The sequence below is a fragment of the Parafrankia sp. EAN1pec genome, assembly GCF_000018005.1.
GTDB lineage: Bacteria > Actinomycetota > Actinomycetes > Frankiales > Frankiaceae > Parafrankia > Parafrankia soli.
This window is the reverse complement of the sequence record NC_009921.1, coordinates 6,361,493-6,382,345: the sequence shown is the minus strand read 5'-3', so window position 1 is coordinate 6,382,345 and position 20,853 is coordinate 6,361,493. Positions and strand designations below refer to the sequence as shown.

Below are 20,853 nucleotides of genomic sequence, written 5' to 3'. Positions count from 1 at the left end.
CGGAGCCTGCCCGGGCCCGGCCGCGCCCGCCGCGGGAACCGGCCGCCGCCCGGGCGTCACCGGCTCCCGCCGGCCGCACCGGTCCCCAGCCCTGTCGGTGCGAGGTTGTATGAAGGTCGGGCCAATCCCGACTACCGCCTGGAGCCTCCCATCTCCTCCTCGCCGGCCGGACACGCCGTCCGCCCGGGTCCGACCGACCCGGCCGCCGATCACACGTCCGCGGGAGCCCCTGCCCGCGGCCTCCGCGGGGCGGGCCGGTCACGGTCCGACCGCCCCCGCGCGGCGCCCGGCCGGGCCTCCCGCCGGCCGCTGCTGGCGATGTTCGCCGGCTTCGTCCTGCTGTTCCTCCTCCAGGCACCGGGGAAGCTGACGGCCGACACCAAGCTCGACGTCCCGCTCGAGCCGTGGCGGTTCATGTCGGCGGCCACGCACCTGTGGAACTCGACGTCCGACTTCGGCTTCCTGCCGAACCAGTACGCCGGCTACCTGTTCCCGATGGGCCCCTTCTTCGGGCTGGGGAACCTGCTCGGCGTGCCGCCGTGGATCACCCAGCGGCTGTGGATGGCGGTGCTGCTCACCACCGCCGCCTGGGGCACGGTCCGCCTCGCCGAGGCGCTCGGGATCGGTCGGCCGAGCGCCCGGTTCCTGGCCGGCCTGAGCTACGCCCTGTCGCCCATGTTCCTCGGCAAGGTCGGCGCGACGTCCGTCGCGATGGTCGGGGCGGCGATGCTGCCCTGGATCACCCTGCCGCTGATCCTCGCGCTGCGCCCCGACGGCGCCGGCGGGGCGGACACGGGCCACCGTGACGACACCGGGGAGCGGGCCCGGGAGCTGGCCGCCGCGCGTCTGTCGCCGCGGCGCGCCGCGGCCCTGTCGGGGCTGGCGGTGCTGTGCACCGGTGGCATCAACGCGACCGTCACGCTGTGTGTGCTGCTCTGCCCGGCCGTCGTCCTGGTGTTCGCGGGCGCGACACGGCGGGCCTGGGCACTGCGGGCATGGTGGTGCGTGTGCGTGGTGCTGGCGTGCGCCTGGTGGATGCTCGCGCTGGCCGTCCAGGGCCGCTACGGGCTGAACTTCCTCCCCTTCACCGAGACCGCCGACACCACGACGGGAACCACCTCGGTCGGCGAGACGCTCCGCGGCGCCGCGGACTGGATGGCCTACCTCTCGCTGCCGACCCCCTGGCTGCCGGCGGCCCAGGAGTACGTGAGCACCCCGCTGGCGGTCGTCGCCTCGGCGGTGGTGTCCGCCTTCGGTCTCGCCGGCCTGGTCCGCCGGGATCTCCCAGCCCGCCGCTTCCTGCTCGTCACGCTCGCCGTCGGGGTGGTGTCGGTGGCGGCGGCCTACCCGGGCCAGCCGGGCAGCCCGCTCGCGGACGGCGTCCGCTCGCTGCTGACCGAGCCGTTCGGGTTCCTGCGCAATGTCTACAAGTTCCAGCCGGTCGTCCGGCTGCCGCTGACGCTGGGCCTCGCGCACCTGCTCGGCGTGGCCCTCTCGTGGCGTCCCGGCGCGGTCCGGGCCGGCGCCGCCGGCCCGCCCGAGGACGCCGGGCCCGCGGGCAGGGCACGGCGCGGCGCGGAGGGCGCCGGCGATGATCGGCGCAGGCTCGTCCCGGTGCTGGTCATCCTGGTGACGGTCGGGACGCTGGTCGCCGGGATGGCGCCGATGCTGCGTGGCCAGGGCCTGCAGCCCCGCCCCTTCACGAAGGTGCCGGACTACTGGGCCCAGGCGGCCGACTGGCTCGCGGACCATCCCGAGGGCGGGCGGGCCCTCGTCCTGCCGGGCGCCCCGTTCGGCGAGTACCAGTGGGGCCGCCCCCTCGACGAGCCGCTGCAGTGGCTTGCCCGCACCCCCTGGGGGGTGCGCAACATCATCCCGCTGGGCGGTGTCGGGACGACCCGCCTGATGGACGGCATCGAGCACATGATGGCCACCGGCTCCACCCCCGGGCTCGGGGTGACGCTGGCCCGCGCGGGGGTCGGCCAGGTGCTCGTGCGTAACGACATCGAGCAGAAGGACTGGGACATCCCGCCGTCGACGGACCAGCTACACCGCTCGCTGGAGAGCTCGGGCCTGGTCCGGGCGGCGTCCTTCGGGCCCGAGGTCCAGGCCCGCACCGCCGCCAAGGCCCGGCTCGTCGAATCCCTGAGCGAGTCCGCCGAGAAGGTCCCGGCGATCGAGATCTGGACGGTGCCCGGGGGAGCCAGCATGGTCCAGGCCTACCCGGTCGACACCGGGGTCGTCGTCTCCGGCGGCCCCGAGGCCACCGTGCAGCTCGCCGGCCAGGGGCTGCTCAGCGCCGATCGAGCCGTGGTGCTGGCCGGGGACCTCGCCGAGCCGGACCGCCCCGCCGGCGGCGCGGCGGCCGGCGCGGCCGACGACACCGCGATCACGCGGGCGCCCATCGCCGATCCTCCGCCGGCGTCCCAGGTCGTCACGCCCACGACGGCCTGGGCCGTCACCGACACCAACACCCGCCGTGGCTACACCTTCGGCATCGTGCACGACTCGGCGTCCTACCTGCTCGGCCCGGACGAGACCGTCGCCGGCCGGCCCGGCCCGCCGAGCCAGTGGGTCGACCGGCCGGTGGTCGGTCACCAGACCGTCGCCGGCTACGCCGACGGGATGTCCGTGCAGGCCTCCTCCTACGGCTACGACCTGCTCGCGGCTCCTGACTTCGCGCCGTCCGCGGCCGTCGACGGGCAGACCTCGACCTCCTGGACGGCGCTGCGCCGCCAGGGCGCGACCTCCCAGGGACAGTGGATCCAGCTCGACGTCGGCCGCGAGATGTCCGTGCCCTACATCGACATCCGGCTGCTGCAGGAGGGCGACTGGCGCCCGGAGGTCGAGGCGCTGCGGGTGACCACCGAGCGCGGGTCGGCGGTCACCCAGGTCTCGCCGATCGAGGACATCCAGCGGCTGGCGGTGCCCCCGGGGATGAGTCGCTGGTACAGGATCACCTTCGACAAGGTCAGCCGGGAGACCGACCCCGTCCTCGGGGCCGGCCTGCGCGAGATCGAGATCCCCGGCGTGCGGTTCCAGCGGTACGCCCAGGCCCCGGCCGACATGGTCGACGAGTTCCAGGCGCCGGACGAGGGGCTGGTCGCCTACTCCTTCGAGCGGACCAGGGTCGACCCGCTCCAGCCCTTCGGCGGATCCGAGGAGATCACGCTCTCCCGGCGGTTCGAGGTGCCCCGCCGCCTCACCTTCACCCTCACCGGCACCGCGAGCGCCCTCCCGCCGCCGGCCGGCGCCGAAGTCGACTCCTCCGACGATCCGCTGGTCATCCCATGTGGCCAGGGGCCGGCCCTGACGATCGACGGAGTCCGCCACGACATCCAGGTCGAGGGCAAATACAGCGACCTCGCCACCGCGCGGCCGTTCCGCATCAGCCTGTGCTCGGAGGGCCACCAGATCACCCTGGATCCGGGGCAGCACCTGATCACCGTCGACCTCGGCCAGTCGACGATGCTCGTCGACTCGCTCAGCCTGGTCGGCACCACCGCCGCGACCAGCACGGAGAAGCCACGGACGACCCGGATCGGGGAGTGGGGCGCCGAGCGGCGGACGATCGAGATCGGTGCCGGCGCCAGATCCTTCGTGTCGGTGCGGGAGAACGCGAACGCGTCCTGGACGGCGACCCTGGACGGGAAGCCGCTCACGGCGGTCCGGCTCGACGGCTGGGCGCAGGGCTGGATCGTGCCGGCGGGGGCCGCCGGCACGATCGTGATCGAGAACCTTCCCGGCCAGGAGTACCGGCGCAACCTGATCATCGGGCTCGCCCTGGTCGTTCTCCTGATCGTCCTGGCGGCCGTCCCGGGCCGGCACCGGCTCCGGCGCCGCTCCGACCCCGACGGGTACCCTCTGGGCCTCGAGCCGGGGCGCGTCCCGCTGATCGGGCTGCTCACCCGCGTTCCGGGCGCCTGGGCGGGGATGGCGCTGGCGACAGCCGCGGTGTTCCTGATAGCGGGCTGGCTGGCGCTCGCGGTACCGGTCCTGGTCCTCGTCGGCCGGCGGTTCCCGGTGGTGCTCGGCGTGCTGGCGGTGGCTGGCATGGTCGGCTCCGGCATCGCCGTCGCGGTCAGCCCCGACAGCATTCCGTTCTCGGGCGAGGGCGCGTTCGGCTGGCAGGCCCAGACCCTCGGATCGCTGGCGTTCGCCGCGACGGTCGCCGCACTCGCGCTGCGCCGTGCCGAGCCGGCCCGGCCCGCATCACCCGGACCAGCCTCGGACGGCTCAGCCGGCCATGTCCCGTAGCCGTACGCCGCTGGCGCTGGCGCTGGCGTGGTTCGGGCCGGCGTGCGTGGCGGCGAGGAGCAGGTCCTCGCCGGTGGCCGCGCGGGGCCGCTGCGCCGGCCGCAGCCCGCGACGGGCCAGCGCGGTGCGGGCCCCGGTGCTGTCGGCCCCGTAGAACAGCGCGACGAACCGGCGCCCCGGGCCCGGCAGCCCCGGCTCCGGGCCGGCCGCACCGGATTCCGGGGCGACCTCGAAGACCAGATCGGTCCGGCGCAGCACGGGAACCTCCGCACCCGGCGCCAGATCGAACTCGACCCAGGTCGCCTGGTCGTCGCGGCGCCGCCGGTCCCGCGGCGGGCGGGTGGCGAGTGGGCGTGCTGGCGCGTGCCGGGCCGGAGGCTCGCCCGGGCCCACGGCCGAGCGGCCGCCCGCGCCGGCCCCGGCGAGCCGGTCGAGCTCGGAGCCGATGACGGCGGCCAGCAGATCGGCGCTGGTGTCCCAGCTGAAGCCGCCGGCCCACGCCCGCGCGGCCGCGCGGATCTCCCCGGCCCGCGCCGGGTCGGCGAGCAGGGTCAACGCGCGGTCGACCGCGTCGGAGAGCTGCCCGGGCTCGTCCACCAGCCAGCCGGTCACCCCGTCGCGGACGGAGTCGCGCAGTCCCGGGACCCGGAACGCGACCGCCGGTACCCCCATCCCGTTCGCCTCGAGTACCGACAGGCCCCATCCTTCGCCGTGGGAGGGGTTCACCGTCAGCCAGGCCGACGCCAGCACGGCGTCGCGGACCTCGGGAGCCGCGAATCCGTGCCAGCGCACGGTCGCGTCCGACGAGCCGTCGCCCTGTGTGAGCATCAACCGGGCGGCGGTGTCGGCGAGGCGGCGGCGGTCCGGCCCGTCGCCGACGAGGTGCAGGCTGAGGCCCGGGTGCCGCCCGACCAGCACGGGCAGCGCCTCGATCAGCAGGTGCAGGCGCTTGTGCGGGACGAGCCGGCCCACACACACGATCGTGGGCGCCGCCGCCCTCGCCCCGATGGCGCCATCGGCACCGAACGGGCCGTCCGTCCCGCCCGCGCCGCCGGAGGCGACGGCATCGCCGCCGGCGTCACCATCACCGCCGGCGATGGTGACGCCGTTCGGGACGAGGAACCGGGCCCCGGGCAGCGCCAGCACCCCACGGGCCTCGTCCCTGGTGGACGGCGAGACCACGGCCACCGGCCGGCGGCCGTAGACCCACCGGCTGCCCGGGGTCTCGAGTAGCTGGCCGATCCGCGCCACCGGCCGCGGGAAGTACAGCGGGAACTGCTTCTGGTGGACGTGGTGCAGCACCTGCACCACCGGAATCCGGCTCGGCAGCACGAGCGGGCTGAAGAACGGGATGCCGTTCTGGCAGTCGACGACGGCGTCGACCCGCTCCCCGGAGCGGACCATCCGCGCCAGCCGGGCGAGCACCGACGGGTACACCCCGAAGGTGCCCCCGCCGCGGCGCACGGCGACCCCGCCGTCCGTGGTCGCGGCGGCGGCGCCCGGCGGGCGGGAGGTGAGCAGGGTGACGCGGACGCCGGCAGCGGCGAACCGCTCCGCGACCGAGTGGCAGAACAGCTCCGCCCCGCCGGCCTGCGGATGGGCGTTGTCGCGCCAGTTGAGGAAGACCAGGTGACGCCCGGTGAGGGCGTGAACGGGCCGGGGCGCGGCTGTGGTCACCGGATGTCTCCCATCGCTGGAGGTCTCGCGGCGCAAACCTACTGGCCGGCAGCCCCCCACCTTCGGGGGGCGCTACGGGACCGCCGCCCGCGACGGCCCGTTGTGTGTGGTCGTACGATTACCGGCAATTCCGCCCGCCAGCCGGTGGCCCGCCTCGACCGGCGCGGAGTACCAACCAGCGCGGAGCACCGGCCGCGACAGGAACGCACGGACCCAGGAACACGGACCCAGGAAGAGGCAGATGGCGACGCGCTCCCGGGCGATGATCGCCGGGATGTTGGCCGGCCCGGCGGCGCTGGCGGTCGCGGGTGTCCTCGTGAACGGCCTCAACCTGTTCATGAACCTGGTGCTCGCGCGGGTGCTCGACCCGGCCCGGTATGGCGCGGTGGTCGTCCAGGTCAGCATTTTCATGATCCTCTCGGTGGTCGGCAACGCGCTGCTCATCGCCGTCGTGCAGCGGGAGACCGCCGATGACGGCGACAGCCGGCGTGCCCAGCGGGCCTGGATCAGGCGCCTGCGTGGTGTCTGTGGCATCGGCGTGGTCGCCGCGTCGGCCGCCGCCGTGCTGCTGTGCCGGCCGGCCGCGGCCCTGCTCTCCTACGCCCACCCGCTGGCCGTCGCCGAGGCCGTGATCGGCGCGGCGGTGTGGACGCTGCTGTGCGTCGAGCGCGGGGTGCTCCAGGCCCGGGGGGCCTATCCGCGCCTGGCGGTCAACTTCGTGGTCGAGGCGGCGCTGCGGATCGGGCTGATCGTCGCCTTCGTCGGCGCGGGCCTGGGGGTCAACGGCGCGGGGCTCGGGCTGGTGCTGGGCATCGCGCTCGGCGCCGAGCACGCCCGGCTGGGGGTCGCGAAGGTCCCGCGCCCGGCGAGGGCCGCGAAGCCCCACGCGGCGGCACCACCCTCCACCGGAGCACCGGACACGGCTGCGTCCGGGCCTCGCCCGCTGACCGCCACCGGCCCGCTGCTCATCCCCGGGCCGACACGGTCCGGCCGCAGCGGGCTGTTGGCCGACACCTGGGTCGCGCTCGGCGCGCTCGTCCCGCTCGCGCTGCTGCAGAACATGGACGTCGTGATCGTCGGCTGGCTGGACCACGACGGGGCCGGCGCCTACGCGGCGATCTCGACGGCGTGCAAGATCCCGGTGTTCATCGGCCTGGCGGTGGCGAACTTCCTGCTGCCCGAGGCGGCGCGCAGGCGGGCCGCCGGGCACGGCACGGCCCCGGTGCTGGCGGTGGCGCTCGCGTTCGTCGTCACCCCGGGGCTGCTGCTCGCCGCCCTCGGTTCGGTGGCCGCCAGGCCGCTGCTGTCGATGGTCTTCGGACCCGACCTCGCGGGCGCGGCCTCCTCACTGTCCGTGCTCGCGCTCGGCATGACCTGCCTGGCCGTGACGCTGATGTTCACCACCTACCTGCTCGGCGCGGCCCAGCGGCAGGTCGTCGCGGCCCTGACGGTGTGTGCCGTCGTCACGGCGGCGGCGCTGGGCCTCGCCGGCGGGGACCCGATGCGGACCTCGCTGGCCGGGCTCGCCTGCCATGCCATGACGGCGCTGCTCCTCGGGGCCCTGGTACACGGCCTGCACCGCGCCGACGCGCGGGCCGCCGCGGCGCCGGTCGCCGCCACCGGCCAGGCGGGTACGGTCCCTCCGGGTCAGCATCCTCCCGGCGGGGAGGCACAGCCCGTCGGCGTCTGGTGACACCTGACAGCGCACCGCTCGCCGCACCGCCCGCCGCGTCGCCGGCAGCCAGCGCCCACCCGTGCCGGGCGTCCGTGCCCGGCGAACGTTCCCACCAAGGCCCGAAGCAGCCCGCCGGACGGCGGGCCGGAGGCCCATCGCGACCCGCCCTCCGGCGGGCCGTCCGAACGGAGTATCCGTGGCCCTGACCAGTTCCCTCGCCGAGCGCATCCCCGACAAGGTCTTCGCCTCGGCCATCGCTTACGCCCACCGCCGCTTCGAGCCGATCCTGAGCCAGGTCCGCATGTTCGTCGACCCGCACCAGACCGCGGTCGACGTGGGTGCCTGGTACGGCCCGTGGACGTACTGGCTGTCCAGGGTGGCCCGGTCGGTGGTGACCGTCGAGGCCAACCCGGAGCTGGCCGACTTCGTGGCCAGGACGGCGCCGTCCAACGTGACCGTGGTGCCGAAGGCGGCGTCGGACACGGCCGGGACGGCACGGCTGTGGCTGCCCCCGGGCGGCCGGGGCACCGAGGGGCGTGCCTCGCTGCTGCGTCCGACCGGCCGTGACGCGGCCGGGGCCTCCGCCGCCGAGGGCCGGGCCGTCGACGTGGAGACGATCCGGCTGGACTCGCTCGACCTGCGGGACGTCGGCCTGATCAAGGTTGACGTCGAGGGGCACGAGCTGGCGGTCCTGCGCGGCGCCGAGGGCCTGGTGCGCCGGTTCCGGCCGGTGCTGGTCGTCGAGGTGGAGGACGCGCGGTCGCCGGCCGCCGACACCCTCGACCTGCTGGCGAGCTGGGGCTACGAGGGCACCTTCCACCTCGACGGGGTGTGGCACCGGCTCGAGGGCTTCGACCTGGTCGGTCACCAGCGCGGGATGGAGGCCGTCGCCCAGCACGGGTACCTGCGCGCCGTCGCCGAGGGCACCGGGGACAGCTACGTCAACACGATCGTCTTCCGACCCAGGGCCGCCCGCATCTGATGCCGGACCCGACCGACGCGGCCGACCGGACCGGCGCGGCCGAGCTCGACCCGGACGCCACCAACGATCTCGGGAGGCCCCGCTCCGGCCGGCCGGGTGCCCCCGCTCCGGCGTTCACCCGCCGGCGGCTGATCACCGGCGTGGCCGGCCTCGGCGCGCTGTCCGCCGCCGGGGCGGCCGCGTGGCGCCTGCTCGACGACGGCTCCGGCCCGCTGCCGTCGGTGCCGTCGCCGCACGCGTCCACGCCGGTGGGCGGGGCCACCGCGGCTCCGTCCCTGCCCCCCGGCTCGCTCAAGGAGATCCCCGAGGACCTGCTGACGATCTTCGGTGCGCCGGGCACGTTCGGTGATCTCGGCTCCGCGTCCAGGATCGACGTCGTCGACGTGCCTGGCTGGGGATTCGGCCCCGGGCAGGCAGGGTTCATGTCGGCGGTCGCGGCGGACGGAACGGTCTTCATCAGCACGACGCCGTTCACCGACGACCAGTCGAAGCTCACCGGGACCGGCATGGAGCTCGGCCTGTTCGAGCCGGAGGGGCGCCGTTTCACCCGCCTGGTCATCCCGTCCTCCACCGGCCGGGAGGCGCAGCCGCGCGCCGACCCTGCCTTCGCCGGCATCGGCGGCGGCGACGTCTCGGACGTCATCGTGGTGCCCGCGCCGGCGGGGGAGGAGGGCGAGCGAGCCGTCTTCACCTCGCTGATGCCCTACTACAACTGGGACGTGCGGACCTACGGCCAGCTGCCGGCCTTCGGGCAACTGCGCCGCGACGGCCCGGGCGGCGTGTGGCGCTACGACCCGGGGCTGTCGCGCACCGCCGACGCCCTGGCGGGCACCCTCGAGCCGCACATCGCCGCCACCGCCTTCCCCGTCATCAACCAGGGGGAGCCGCGTTCGCCGCGCGGCCCCGCGTCCATCGCCAGGCTCCCGCGCAGCGGGCACCTGGTCGTCGCCCAGTACCTCGGTACCGGCTACGGCGGGACGGAGAACGGCGCGCTCATGGTCCTCGACCTCGACGGCCGCGTCCGCGCGTACTGGCAGTACCCGCAGGTCCGGCCGCTGGGCGTACAGGTGGTGGTCAACCCGCGGGAGGTCGTCGCCGACCCGACCAGCGAGGCCGACGACGAGCGCTTCGTCCTGATCAGCGACTGCCGGGGCGCCGACTACGTCACGCATCCGTTCCCGATCCAGGAGTTCTCGTACCAGGCGTCGACCGGCCGGATCATCCCGCGCAGCACCGCGGTGCGCGCCGTGCAGGACGGCTCGCGGATGGAGACCGCGGGCTTCGGCGCGGACGGCACCCTCTACGTGGCCCGGACGAAGGCCGACGGGCTGCGCGCCGACCGCCTCGCGGTCTACCCGAAGCTCGGGCGCGAGCGGGGCCTGGTCACCCGAACCCCGGCCACCGGCAACTGGCCGGTCGCGACCTGGGGCCAGGACAACCGGCCGGACTTCCTCGTCGCCAACACCGACCGCGGCGGGCTGGTGCGCAGCCTGACCGTCGACCCGACGACCGGGACGGTGCTCCTCGCCGGCCTGGACGGTTTAGTGACGGCGGTGCGCCCGGCGGGCCGGGGCAGCCGGATGACCTTCCGGACTCTGGACCCGGTGGACGTCGGCCTGGACCACCTGCGCGGGCCGGCGACCCGGTACGTCGGGATCCGGCGGGGGGCGGTGGACGCGCGGCGCCGCGTGCTGTGGCTGCCGGTGAACCAGATGGTGCTCGACGGCATCCGCTGGCCCTACCCGCCGTTCAAGCTGGACCAGTGGCTGCTGCGGGTGAACCTGGACGTGCTGCTCCGCGAGTGAGCGCCGGCCCGCGCGCCGGGCGGTTCCGGTGCGGTCGGACGGGCGGGCGGGCCGGCGCCCTGGTCGTCAGGCGGTGACGTCCCGGCGGCGGAACAGCACCGCCGTGACCGCCGCGGCCAGCCCGCAGAACACCAGCACCCGCACGCCCGCGGCGGAGTACGCGGTCGTGTACCCGTTGCCGCCGACGGCCACGATCTCCATCAGGTGCGCCGGCAGCCACCCACCGGCCGGGGCGTAGATCCGGGACACCAGCATCTCGACCGGCAGGGCGTAGGCGACCCCGACCGCGATCGCCGCGGCGGGGGAACGCAGCACCACGGCCGCGAGCGCCCCGACGGCGGCGTAGCCGAGGGTGCCGAACGTCACGTTGGCCAGGCCCTTCCCGAACTCGGCCAGCCCGGAAAGGGACAGCCACGCGTCGGTCGGGATGTTGTTCAACGGCGCCAGGGCGAACGACAGCCCCACCGTGACCAGCGCGGACACGGTGACCACGAGCACGAGGAAGACCACCAGCGCCAGCACCTTGCCGGCCAGCAGCCGCAACCGGTGCGGCTGCGCGACGAGCTGGTTGCGTAGCGTCCCATGGGAGTACTCGCCGGCGATCGCCGAGGCGGTGACGGACAGCGCCACCACACCCAGCAGGATCGTCACCGCCTCCAGGCCCTCGATGACCCCGGACGGCGCGGCGAGCATCGCGACCGACACCGGATCGCCGTCGAAGTCGGTGCGGCCCGCCGAGAAGATCGTCAGCGCCGTGCCCAGCGCGGCGACGGCCGCGACGGCGACGAGAGTGCCGACCAGGAACCGCCGGCGCAGCAGCGGTACCCACTCGGAGCGGAAGGCGTCGATCATGTGGCACCACCTCGCATCGTCAGGTCACCGTCGACGTCCCCCGTCGCCTTGAGGAAGGTCTCCTCCAGGTTCGGCCGGTGTGTCCGGATCGAGCGCAGGGTGATCCCGGCCCGCATGGCGATCCGGTTGATGTCCGGCGCCAGCCCCTCGGGCGCGTGCGCGACGACCACCGGGTGCCGTTCGACCAGCGCCGGCATGGGCCGTGACCCGCCGGTCATCTCGATCTCTATGCGCAGCCCGGCCGCGCCCAGCACCCCGGCGAGCCGGACGGCGTCGTCGTCGCGCTCGGGCACCATCAGGATGCGCGGGTCCTCGGCCGCCAGGAGTTCGGCCACATGCCCCTGGAACAGCATCCGGCCGTTTCTGATCATCACCAGGTGGTCGCAGATCTGTTCCACCTCCGAGAGCAGGTGGCTGGACACGAAGACCGTCATCCCCGTGCCGGCGAGATCCCGCAGCAACGTGCGGATCTCCCGGATGCCGGCCGGGTCCAGCCCGTTCGTCGGCTCGTCCAGGATCAGCAGGTCCGGGTCCGGTAGCAGCGCCGCCGCGATACCGAGCCGCTGCTTCATCCCCAGGGAATAGGTGCTGAACCGGTCGTCGGCCCGGGTGGAGAGGCCGACCTGGTCGAGTACCTCCGCCACCCGATCGCGCCGGCCCCGCCGGCCGCGGCCGGCCGCTCCTGCGCCAACCGCTCCGTGCCTGCTGGCTCCGCCCGCCCGGTGGGATCGGCCGAGTCCGCGCAGCAGGGCGAGCTGGTCGAGATTGCGCCGACCGGACAGGCCCGGATGGAACGTCGGCCCTTCGATCATCGCCCCGGTCCGGTCGAGGTACCGATCGGGCGCGCTCACCGGCTCGCCGAGGACGTAGGCCTGGCCCTCGGTCGGGCGGACCAGGCCCAGCAGCATCCGCAGCGTCGTCGACTTGCCGGCGCCGTTCGGTCCGACGAAGCCGGAGAGGGCGCCGACGGGAATGCGCAGGTCCAGGTGATCCACGACGCGGCGTTCGCCGTACCGCTTGGACAGGCCGCGGGTCCAGACCGCGGTGTCGGACGGCACCGGCCGCGAGCCACGGTGCCGGCCGCGGGCGGGCGCGGTCGACGTCGCCCCGCCCCTCCGCCTGTCGTCGGACGGGGCGGTCGACGTCGCCCCGCCCCGCCCGGTGTCGGACGGGGCGGCCTGGCGACGCGCCGGCTCGGCGGGCGTGCTCGCCGTCATCGCGTGCCTGATGAGGTCGTCGTCGGCATCGTCGGAATGATCTCCTTCGGGCGAGTGGACGTCATGGTCGCCGAACGGCGACGAGGAGGGCGGTACGCCCACGGGATGGGCACGGCCGCGGACGGCCGTGCCGGGACCGGGTTCGAGTAACCGCGCCTGGGCCGGCGGAACGCGAGGCGTCTTCCGCCGGGGCTGATGCTCCTCACCGCGCCGCGGTTCCTCACCACCACACGGCCTGCACTGACGAAACGGTCGGGTGACGACAGGTAACCACCAGCCGCGCCGGTGGGTTCCGCTCTTTCTGCTCGGTTACTCGAACGAACGCACGGTAGCCGAACGTTCCTGGCGGTGTCCTGTCGAGACGAGGAGTTCGGGGCCGGACCCCGGCCGTGCCCGACCGTGCGAATCGGGTGCGACCACCAGAAAGGACGAAATCTGGGCGGGGGACGTCCGCCACACTCGGTTCCCAAGCGTGTTGGTGGGGTATCTCAGTGTGATCGTGGTTCGCCCAGGGCCCATCCGGGGCGGGCGGCGGCCGGCGGGGGGCGATCGATGCTCTGGTTCGTGCTCACCTCGTTCGTGCTCGGGATGCTCGCGGCGGTGGCGGCCCGAGCGGTCCTTCCCGGCCGCCGGCCGCTGATGCTGGGGACGGCCTCCGTGCTGGGTGTCCTCGGCGCGCTGCTCGGCGGAGCCGTCGGTCAGGTCGTGTTCGCCCGCCCGGTGGGCGCCGAGCCCGCGTCACGGACGGTCGTCGGGTCCCTCCTCGGCGCCCTGCTGGTGATCACGATCGGTTGGGGTGTGCGAGCGCACCGTTACCACAGTGGCCCGCGTCGAGCCGGATCCCAGCGGCCGAAGCCCGAACGCGTGGGCCCGCGCCGTTGACGGCTACCGCGCGCGGTGTCCCGCGCGGACCACCACCGTCTGCCCGATGCCCGGCCGATGTCTCGCCGATGCCCGGCGTGCCGGCTCCCGGTCCCCACCCGCTGCCCGGAACCATGATTACGCATGCCAACCATGCATACCCGACACCGGAACTACCAGCGGTCGACACCGAACGATGTCGGGATCTGGTGCCTCGGCGTTGCTGATCGGATGGCCGCTGGATGGGCGTCTCCCGACCTGGACGACAATGTCTCCTGAGGACAGTGCGTCGTGGCGGGACGGCCTCCCCGGGGACACCCCCGGGATCACCGCGGTCGTGCGCCGGAGGAGTGACGGGTGGGTGAGACGGCGGGTCTGCGCAGCGGTATCCGCGTGCTCGTCACGATCTCCACGATCGCCGTAGCCGTGATGCTCGCGCTCGCCGTGTTCGCCGCGTTGCGCGCGAACAACGCGGCTGCCGAGCGCGGCGAGCGGCTCGACCCGGCGGCGACGACCACCGCTCTCCTGCTCGCCGACTTCGTCGACCAGGAGAGCGCCGTCCGCGGCTATCTCATTACCGAGGAGCCGAGCTTCCTCGGCCCGTACAACGAGTCCGATCGCACGATTCCCCAGCAGATGAACCGGCTACAGCAACTGCTGGCCGAGTTCCCCGACCTCATCCAGGGCACCGCCGAGATCGAGGCCGCCTATCAGGCGTGGCGCAGTGATGTCGCCGAACCCGAGGTCGCCGCGATGGAGGTCGGCGACGTCCAGATCGCGCGGAACATCGAAAAGGCCGGCGGCAGGGTGCGCTTCAACGAGCTGCGCGGCCGGGTGGCGGATCTCGGGATAGCGATCGACAACGAGCAGACCGCGGCGTCCGGGCGGCTGGAGAGCGCCGCGGTCCTCCTCCTCAGCTCACTGGCGAGCGCCGCGTTTGTGATTCTCGGCGTGGTACTCACGGTGTTGACCGTGCTGCGCAGGTGGCTGCTGCGCCCCATCGACGCCCTGCGCCGGGCGGTGAACGCCGTCGCTGCCGGCCGGTACGACACCAGGATCCCCGAGGTCGGGCCGGAGGAGATCGTCGAGCTCGCCGGCAACATCGAGGCGATGCGCGCGCAGCTCGTCCGGCTCGTGCGGCAGAACGAGCGGTCATGGGAGGCCCTCGCCCAGCAGGGGCCGGCGGTGGTCGCGTTGCGTGACGCGCTCACACCTTCCGTGCTGCGGGCGCCTGGGCTGGTGCTGCGGGGACGGGTCGACCCGGCGCAGGGCGAGCTCGCTGGCGACTGGTACGACTCCTTCGAGCTCCCGGACGGACGGGTCGGGATCGTGGTCGGTGACGTCTCCGGCCATGGCGCTGTGGCCGGTGTCTTCGCGTTGCGCCTCAAGCAGCTCCTCGACGCCGCGCTGACCCGGGGCGCCGATCCCGGCCAGGCGATCGAGTGGGTCGTCGACAGCCTCGGGGAGACCGACGAGATGTTCGCGACCGCGGTGGTCGCGGTGGTCGACCCTGCCAGTGGGGAGGTCCGGCTCGCCAACGCGGGCCATCCGGACGCGCTGCTGCTGCGCCGGGCGCGTCGCGCCGGGACCGCGGGCGACGTCGGAGAGGGCGCGCCCAGGGCGGGGGAGCCCGCCGGTCCGCGGACGGTTGTCGCCGTCGCCGGCACGTTCGTCGCCGGTGCCGTCGTCGGCGAGACCATCGAGGGCGAGGCCGTCGAGTGCGATGCCGCCGGGGAGGCGCGGGAGCCAGGACTGGCCTCGGCGGTGGCCCGCGCCGGGTCCGCCGGCGGAGGCGTCGGTGACGGCGCTGGCAGCGGCAGCGGTGGCAGCGGCGCTGGCGCGGGCAGCGGTGGTGGTGGCGGGGCTGGGGGCCCGGGACTCCCGGAAGCGGGGCCGGGACGGCCACAGGCCGCCGGCCGCCGTGCGGAGGTGGCCTGCCTGGCCGCCACCGGGCCGATCATGTCGAGCCTGGTCGCCGCCGACGGCGCGTGGCACACCGACGTGCTGCGGCTGGAACCCGGCGACGTGCTGTTCGTGTACACCGACGGGCTGGTGGAGGCCAGGAACGCGGCCCACCAGCAGTTCGGCGTCGATCGGCTCGTCGCCGAGCTGCTGCGCGACCCGCGGCGGGCGCCGGCCGAGCTGTTGGATGACGCGTTCGAGGTCGTGCGGCGCCACGCCCCGGGCCGGCCGAGCGACGACCGCACCGCGATCGTCGTCGCCCGCACCACCGAGGTCTCCCGCCCGCGCCCCTGACCGGCCCTCGCGGCTGGGAAGCGACGCGCGGCACGATCGCGACAACGATTGATCGCAATCTTCGTCGGGTACATGTCCGACCATGAGTGACGAGTCCGGTTCCGCCCTTCGGGACACGCCTGGTTCCACCGAGCAGGACGATTCCGGCGCCACGCGACGTATCCGCGCGGTGCGCTCCCGGTTCAGCCCCGTCCGCCTGATCGCCTACCTCGTGCTGGTGCTCCTCGTCATCTCCGGCCTCGCGTTCGTCGCCGGTTGGCGGCCGTCGATACCGAACCCGTTCGAGGAACGGACGATCGACCGCAGCTCGCCGGCCGTGCTCCGCTCGCTCGAGGATCTCAGCGAATACCACGCGGCGAGCGCGCACTTCGAGGTCGTCGTCGACCTGGAGGAGGACAGCCGCTGGATCCCGGACGCGCTGCGCGGGGAGCGCACGCTGTTCGTCGGGGTCGGCACCGTCGACTCGGTCATCGACTTCGGCAAGCTCGGGGACGGCGCGGTCACCGTCTCCGCGGACCGGCGGTCGGTGACCATCCAGCTGCCCGCTCCCACCATCTCCGAGCCGCGGCTCGATCTCGACAAGAGCTACGTGGTCGCCCGCCAGCGGGGCGTGCTGAACCGGGTGGGCGGGCTGTTCGGCGGCCAGAGCAATGACTCCGAGCTCTATCAGACGGCGTCCGCGAAGATGGCCGACGCCGCGAATGCCGACGGCCAGGTGCTCGCGCTCGCGAAGACGAACACCACGGCGATGCTGCGCGGCCTCCTCGGTGCGCTCGGCTTCACCGATGTGAAGGTGACCTACGCGGAGGACCCCAAGTAACGCCCCGGGCGCCGAACCCGTCCCGCCGGTGGTCTCCCGCCGGCGGGACGGAGCAGCGGCGGGCGGAGACGCGGCCCAGCGCGATCCGGGACGACCGGACGCGCTGGGCCGCTCACGCGTTCGGAGGCCTGCCCGCCCATGGGTCCGGCTCACTGGTGGTCAGGCGGCGTCCTCGCGCGAGGTTCCTCCTGGTCGGCACCGTAACGCGGGTGACTGCCGGAGCCCGCAGCGGTTTGCCCTGCGCGGTCGGGGGTGGCGCCACAGGAACAGAGCCTCACCCCACGATGGTTTTGCACATCAGTGGCATGCGAGTTACTGAGCTCACTTGCCTTCGTAAGATTGAGTCGTCTAGACTCATGTACGTGCCCGACGGAGAGGTCGATCGGGCCCGACGACGAGAGGCTTCACGCACGAGGCCCCACCCAGAGGGGAGTACGACCGAGATGAGCACCTACCTGTGGGACCCGTTCGCCGCGTTCGAGCGCATGGACCGTGAGTTCAACGAGATCGTCCGGCGGTCGTGGGGCTCGCGGGAGCGCACCGTGCGCCCGCTGCGCGCGACGAACCGTCCGCAGAGCGTCGTGCCGAGCGCCGATGTCCTGGTCGACGGGGACGACGTTCTGATCAATCTCGAGCTGCCCGGTGTCGACGTCGAGAAGGACGTGACGGTGGAGATCGACCGCGGGGCGCTCGTCGTCCGCGGTGAGCGTTCGTCCACCCAGGAGAAGACGGTCAACGGCCGGGTACACCGCGAGCGGTGGCACGGGTCGTTCCGCCGGGAGTTCGCCCTTCCGGAGAACGTCGACGCGACCGGGATCAGCGCGCGCTACGACCGCGGTGTGCTGACCGTCCGGCTGGCGGGAGCGGCGGCGGCGCCGCGCAGCACGCGGATCCCGGTCAGCGCCTCCCCGGCGGCGGCGCAGCTGCCCACGGCGGAGGGGAGCGCCGGCACGGAGAACAGCGCCAGCGCCCAGAACAACTCCGTCGCCGAGAGTGGTGCCCTGCGTGACGGCGGCGCGGCGGCCGAGTCGCCCGCGTCCTGACCCAACGCGGCACCGGCCGGCGCGCTAGTAGCGCCTGACCGGAGAACGAAGCATGATCGCCCCCGGTGTGCGGACCCTGTCTGGTCCGTTCGCCGGGGGCGACTGCGTTACGGGCCGAGCCGGCGTCGGCAGCCGGCCGGGGGGAGCGGTCAGGTGGAGGCGCGGCGGCGGGTGCCCGCCCCGGCGCGGGAGGACGACCCACGCGCGGAGGAGCCGCGCGAGGACGGGGGCGGCACCATCGGGCCGATGTCGCCGTCCGGCGCCTCGTCCAGGTCGACGACGACCGGGGCGTGGTCGCTCGTCCCGGTGCCCTTGCGGGCAGCCCGGTCTACCCACACCGCGCGTGCCCGGGCCGCGACGTCGGCCGTGGCCAGGGTCAGGTCGATGCGCATCCCGTAGTTCTTGGGGAAGCAGAGCTGGCGGTAGTCCCAGTAGGTGTAGACGGTCTCGTCCGGCCAGCGCTCGCGCATCAGGTCGAGCAGGCCGGCGTCGTGCAGCCGCCCGAGCGCGGCGCGCTCGGCCTCGGTCACGTGGGTCGCGCCCTCGAACTCGGCGATGTCCCAGACGTCGGCGTCCGTCGGCGCGATGTTGAAGTCGCCGAGCGTCATCACCGGCCCCTGCGGGGCGAGTTCGGCCACGACGTCGCGCAGTGCGGCCAGCCAGGCCAGCTTGTAGGCGTAGTGCGGGTCCTCCACCGTGCGCCCGTTGGGCACGTACAGCGACCAGATCCGGATCCCGCCGCAGCTCGCGGAGATCGCCCGCGGCTCGGGCCCCGGGAACCCGGGGTCGCCGGGCAGCCCGCGCCGCACATCCTCCAGCCCGGCGCGGGAGAGGATCGCCACCCCGTTCCAGCGGCCGTCGCCGTGGTGCGCGACCCGGTAGCCGCGGCGGAAGAGATCTTCGTCGAAGAGCTCGAGGAACGCCTCGTCCGAGAGCTTGGTCTCCTGCAGGCAGACCACGTCGGGGCTCGCGCGGTCAAGCCATTCGATCAGCCGGGGCTGCCGGGCCTTGGCCGAGTTGATGTTCCAGGTCGCGATCCGCACACCATGAGACGGTAGTCCTCACCTCCGACAGATCTCCGCACCGACCGGTCCGTGCCATCCTCGGAGACATGACACCGATGTCCGCTCCTGGCAGGAGCGTGCGGCCTGGTCGGCCGGGATTCGCCGCGGCGTTGTTCGTCGCGGCGGGCGCCGCCGGCCTCGCCGGCTGTGACCAGGTCTCCGAGGAGACCCGTGCGGCCGGCGCGACCGTGGTCTGCTCACAGATCAACATTCAGCCGAGCGAGATCGAACAGAATCCGGAGTCGGCGCGCCTGGTCGCCCTCCTCGTACGCGACCTGGCGCCCGAGGACGACATCCGGGCCATCGCCGACCGCGTCGCGGACGATCCGACGGTGCTCAGCCCTCGCGCCCAGCTCGCGGACTGGGTGGACCAGCGCTGCGGGAACGCCGTCGGCGGCTCTGGCGGTCCGGGTGGTTCCGGTGGCTCGGGCGGCGGCGGGGCAGGCGGCGGGGACTCGGACGGCGAAGACTCCGAGGAGTGACCGCGCGCCCGTACGTGCTTCTGAGCTGCGCGATGTCACTGGACGGGCGGATCGACGACTGCTCGCCCCAGCGGCTGGTCCTCTCCAGCCAGGCCGATCTCGACCGCGTGGACGAGGTCCGGGCCGGTTGCGACGCGATCCTGGTCGGTGCCCGCACGCTGCGCCGCGACAATCCCGGCCTCGCGGTCCGCTCGGAGCGCCGTCGAGCCGAGCGGACGGCGGCCGGCCGGCCGGCGACTCCGCTGCGCGCCGTCCTGACCAGCGGCGGACGGCTCGACCCGGACGCCCGCTTCTTCCTGGACGGCGCGGAGAAGGTCGTCTACCGGTTCGCCGGAGCCGCGCCCCGGCCTGCGCCTGAATCTGGGCCTGGCGCTGGCGCTGGAGCGGGGGCGGGGGCGGGTACCGGGACCGGGTCGCCGGCGCCGGCCGTCCCCCCGGATCTTTCCGCGGTGGCGACCGTCGTCGATCTCGAGGCGCCGCCGCTGGAGCACCTGCTGGACGACCTGAGCCGGCGCGGCACGCGGCGCCTACTGGTCGAGGGCGGCACCACCGTGCACACCGCGTTCCTCACCGCGGGCCTGGTGGACGAGCTGCACCTGGTCATCGCGCCGTTCTTCGTCGGTGAGGCCGCCGCCCCGACGTTCGTCGGCCCGGGTTCGTTCCCGTTCGACACCGCGCACCGACTGCGGCTCGTGGACGTCCGCCAGCTCGACGACGTCGTGCTGCTGCGTTACCTGACACCGTCCGTGACCTGATGTCGTCCGGCTGACGCCTGTCCGTTTTGTGAGCCTCCTGTCGGGCAGGCGGCCTAAGGGCGTTCCGCCCGAACTGTTTGTCGAGGAGGACCCGTGTCCGTACCCAGTGTCGCGCGACCAGGGCGCGCGGCCGCGTCTGTCGGCGGTGCCAAGGCCCGGCGTGCCCACGACAGCAAGGCGGTCAACCTGACCGCACGCCTCGGCTTCGCAGCCCGAGGACTGGTCTACGTGCTGATCGGGATCATCGCGCTCCAGATCGCGTTCGGCGGTTCCGGGGAGCAGGCGAACCGGCAGGGCGCGCTGCGGGAGATCTCGGACAAGCCCTTCGGCACGGCGGTGCTGATCCTGCTCGTCATCGGATTTGTCGGATATGCGCTGTGGCGCCTGCTGGAAGCGGCCGTCGGGCATCACGAGGAATCCGACGAGAAGAAGCGCACAGCCAAGCGGGTGGTGTCCGGTATCCGCAGTGTGATCTACCTTGTGATCGCGGGCAGCACCGTCGCCTTCCTCACCTCAGGTAGTTCGGGATCCGGCTCTGGTGAGCCCGCTCCGTATACGGCACGGGTCATGGATAACACCGGTGGCCGGTGGCTGGTCGGCGCGGTCGGCGTCGGCATCGGCATGATCGTCAAGGGTGTGACGGCCAAGTTCGAGGAGAAGCTCAAGAGCGGGGAGATGAGCCCCGCGATGCGCGCCGCCAGCAAGCGCATCGGCCAGGTCGGCTACATCGCGCGCGGCATCGTGTTCGGCCTGGCCGGGGTGTTCGTGGTCAAGGCCGCCGTCGAGTTCGACCCCGACGAGGCCAAGGGCTTCGACGGCACGCTCCGCACGATCGCCGACCAGGCGTACGGCCAAGTGCTGCTCGTCGTCTGTGCCGTCGGCCTGGTCCTGTTCGGCGCCTACTCCTTCATCGAGGCGCGGTACCGCAAGCTCTGAACCAGCTCCCCGCACGGCCGAACCGCCCGCCGGACGAAGGCGGGCGGTTCGGATCATCCGCCCTAGTGGTTTGCTTTGTCGGTCGTCGCCTTCCGGACATGTCGCGGATCAGTGCAGAATCCGTCGGGTCGGGGAGGCAGACTAGGTGTCGTCGAGCGGACGATCAACGTC

General features: G+C 73.8%; 15 protein-coding genes. 11 read left to right on the top strand and 4 right to left on the bottom strand.

Translation table 11 applies throughout. From position 1 onward, the window contains the following. Window positions 1-105: 105 nt before the first annotated feature. The gene (locus FRANEAN1_RS26105) at window positions 106-4,257 is read left to right on the top strand and encodes an alpha-(1->3)-arabinofuranosyltransferase (protein ID WP_347176761.1); all 4,152 of its coding nucleotides are present in this window, start codon (window positions 106-108) and stop codon (window positions 4,255-4,257) included. On the opposite strand, the gene FRANEAN1_RS26100 is transcribed toward FRANEAN1_RS26105, so the two are convergent. Further along, on the bottom strand, window positions 4,237-5,934 hold the full coding sequence (locus FRANEAN1_RS26100) for a glycosyltransferase family 4 protein (protein ID WP_020462767.1): 1,698 nt from the start codon (window positions 5,932-5,934) through the stop codon (window positions 4,237-4,239). The genes FRANEAN1_RS26105 and FRANEAN1_RS26100 overlap by 21 nt on opposite strands. 241 nt (window positions 5,935-6,175) lie before the next feature. Between FRANEAN1_RS26100 and FRANEAN1_RS26095 the strand changes: the two genes are divergently transcribed. The 3 genes from FRANEAN1_RS26095 to FRANEAN1_RS26085 all read left to right on the top strand — a co-directional run bounded on the left by FRANEAN1_RS26095 (window position 6,176) and on the right by FRANEAN1_RS26085 (window position 10,396). Next, window positions 6,176-7,627: a polysaccharide biosynthesis protein gene (locus FRANEAN1_RS26095; RefSeq protein WP_020462766.1), complete on the top strand. Its 1,452-nt coding sequence runs from the start codon at window positions 6,176-6,178 to the stop codon at window positions 7,625-7,627. A gap of 178 nt (window positions 7,628-7,805) precedes the next feature. Beyond that, a complete protein-coding gene (locus FRANEAN1_RS26090; RefSeq protein ID WP_020462765.1) occupies window positions 7,806-8,591 on the top strand; it encodes an FkbM family methyltransferase in 786 nt (261 codons plus the stop codon). Continuing rightward, window positions 8,591-10,396 (top strand): hypothetical protein, encoded by a 1,806-nt coding sequence (locus FRANEAN1_RS26085; protein WP_020462764.1) that lies wholly within the window; start codon window positions 8,591-8,593, stop codon window positions 10,394-10,396. Before FRANEAN1_RS26090 ends, FRANEAN1_RS26085 begins: the two co-directional genes overlap by 1 nt. Window positions 10,397-10,462: 66 nt before the next feature. On the opposite strand, the gene FRANEAN1_RS26080 is transcribed toward FRANEAN1_RS26085, so the two are convergent. Both FRANEAN1_RS26080 and FRANEAN1_RS26075 read right to left on the bottom strand, forming a co-directional pair. After that, window positions 10,463-11,248 carry an ABC transporter permease subunit gene (locus FRANEAN1_RS26080; RefSeq protein WP_020462763.1) on the bottom strand — a complete coding sequence of 262 codons (786 nt, stop codon included), beginning with the start codon at window positions 11,246-11,248 and terminating at the stop codon, window positions 10,463-10,465. After that, on the bottom strand, window positions 11,245-12,567 hold the full coding sequence (locus FRANEAN1_RS26075) for an ATP-binding cassette domain-containing protein (protein ID WP_049795763.1): 1,323 nt from the start codon (window positions 12,565-12,567) through the stop codon (window positions 11,245-11,247). Before FRANEAN1_RS26075 ends, FRANEAN1_RS26080 begins: the two co-directional genes overlap by 4 nt. A gap of 450 nt (window positions 12,568-13,017) precedes the next feature. Between FRANEAN1_RS26075 and FRANEAN1_RS26070 the strand changes: the two genes are divergently transcribed. From FRANEAN1_RS26070 to FRANEAN1_RS26055, 4 genes are all read left to right on the top strand, one after another. Beyond that, window positions 13,018-13,347, top strand: coding sequence for a hypothetical protein (locus FRANEAN1_RS26070; protein WP_020462761.1), 330 nt, complete (start codon window positions 13,018-13,020; stop codon window positions 13,345-13,347). Window positions 13,348-13,683: 336 nt separating this feature from the next. Continuing rightward, complete coding sequence (locus FRANEAN1_RS26065) at window positions 13,684-15,582, top strand: SpoIIE family protein phosphatase (RefSeq protein ID WP_020462760.1); 1,899 nt, start codon at window positions 13,684-13,686, stop codon at window positions 15,580-15,582. A gap of 82 nt (window positions 15,583-15,664) precedes the next feature. After that, window positions 15,665-16,402 carry a DUF4230 domain-containing protein gene (locus tag FRANEAN1_RS26060; protein ID WP_020462759.1) on the top strand — a complete coding sequence of 246 codons (738 nt, stop codon included), beginning with the start codon at window positions 15,665-15,667 and terminating at the stop codon, window positions 16,400-16,402. Between the two features lie 443 nt (window positions 16,403-16,845). After that, on the top strand, window positions 16,846-17,445 hold the full coding sequence (locus FRANEAN1_RS26055; RefSeq protein ID WP_020462758.1) for an Hsp20/alpha crystallin family protein: 600 nt from the start codon (window positions 16,846-16,848) through the stop codon (window positions 17,443-17,445). Window positions 17,446-17,594: 149 nt separating this feature from the next. On the opposite strand, the gene FRANEAN1_RS26050 is transcribed toward FRANEAN1_RS26055, so the two are convergent. Next, a complete protein-coding gene (locus tag FRANEAN1_RS26050; RefSeq protein ID WP_020462757.1) occupies window positions 17,595-18,488 on the bottom strand; it encodes an exodeoxyribonuclease III in 894 nt (297 codons plus the stop codon). Between the two features lie 77 nt (window positions 18,489-18,565). Here FRANEAN1_RS26050 and FRANEAN1_RS26045 point away from each other — a divergent pair, with 77 nt between their 5' ends. The 3 genes from FRANEAN1_RS26045 to FRANEAN1_RS26035 all read left to right on the top strand — a co-directional run bounded on the left by FRANEAN1_RS26045 (window position 18,566) and on the right by FRANEAN1_RS26035 (window position 20,682). Then, on the top strand, window positions 18,566-18,991 hold the full coding sequence (locus FRANEAN1_RS26045) for a hypothetical protein (protein WP_020462756.1): 426 nt from the start codon (window positions 18,566-18,568) through the stop codon (window positions 18,989-18,991). Further along, window positions 18,988-19,746 carry a RibD family protein gene (locus FRANEAN1_RS26040; RefSeq protein WP_020462755.1) on the top strand — a complete coding sequence of 253 codons (759 nt, stop codon included), beginning with the start codon at window positions 18,988-18,990 and terminating at the stop codon, window positions 19,744-19,746. Before FRANEAN1_RS26045 ends, FRANEAN1_RS26040 begins: the two co-directional genes overlap by 4 nt. A 93-nt stretch (window positions 19,747-19,839) precedes the next feature. Continuing rightward, a complete protein-coding gene (locus tag FRANEAN1_RS26035) occupies window positions 19,840-20,682 on the top strand; it encodes a DUF1206 domain-containing protein (protein WP_020462754.1) in 843 nt (280 codons plus the stop codon). The last annotated feature ends 171 nt before the right edge of the window (window positions 20,683-20,853 follow it).

Excerpts from the sequence above, each read along its gene's own strand:
- FRANEAN1_RS26055 (WP_020462758.1), top strand. The coding sequence starts at position 16,846 with ATGAGCACCTACCTGTGGGACCCGTTCGCCGCGTTCGAGCGCATGGAC.
- FRANEAN1_RS26060 (WP_020462759.1), top strand. The coding sequence starts at position 15,665 with ATGAGTGACGAGTCCGGTTCCGCCCTTCGGGACACGCCTGGTTCCACC.
- FRANEAN1_RS26095 (WP_020462766.1), top strand. The coding sequence starts at position 6,176 with ATGGCGACGCGCTCCCGGGCGATGATCGCCGGGATGTTGGCCGGCCCG.
- FRANEAN1_RS26045 (WP_020462756.1), top strand. The coding sequence starts at position 18,566 with ATGTCCGCTCCTGGCAGGAGCGTGCGGCCTGGTCGGCCGGGATTCGCC.
- FRANEAN1_RS26080 (WP_020462763.1), bottom strand. The coding sequence starts at position 11,248 with ATGATCGACGCCTTCCGCTCCGAGTGGGTACCGCTGCTGCGCCGGCGG.
- FRANEAN1_RS26070 (WP_020462761.1), top strand. The coding sequence starts at position 13,018 with ATGCTCTGGTTCGTGCTCACCTCGTTCGTGCTCGGGATGCTCGCGGCG.
- FRANEAN1_RS26085 (WP_020462764.1), top strand. The coding sequence starts at position 8,591 with ATGCCGGACCCGACCGACGCGGCCGACCGGACCGGCGCGGCCGAGCTC.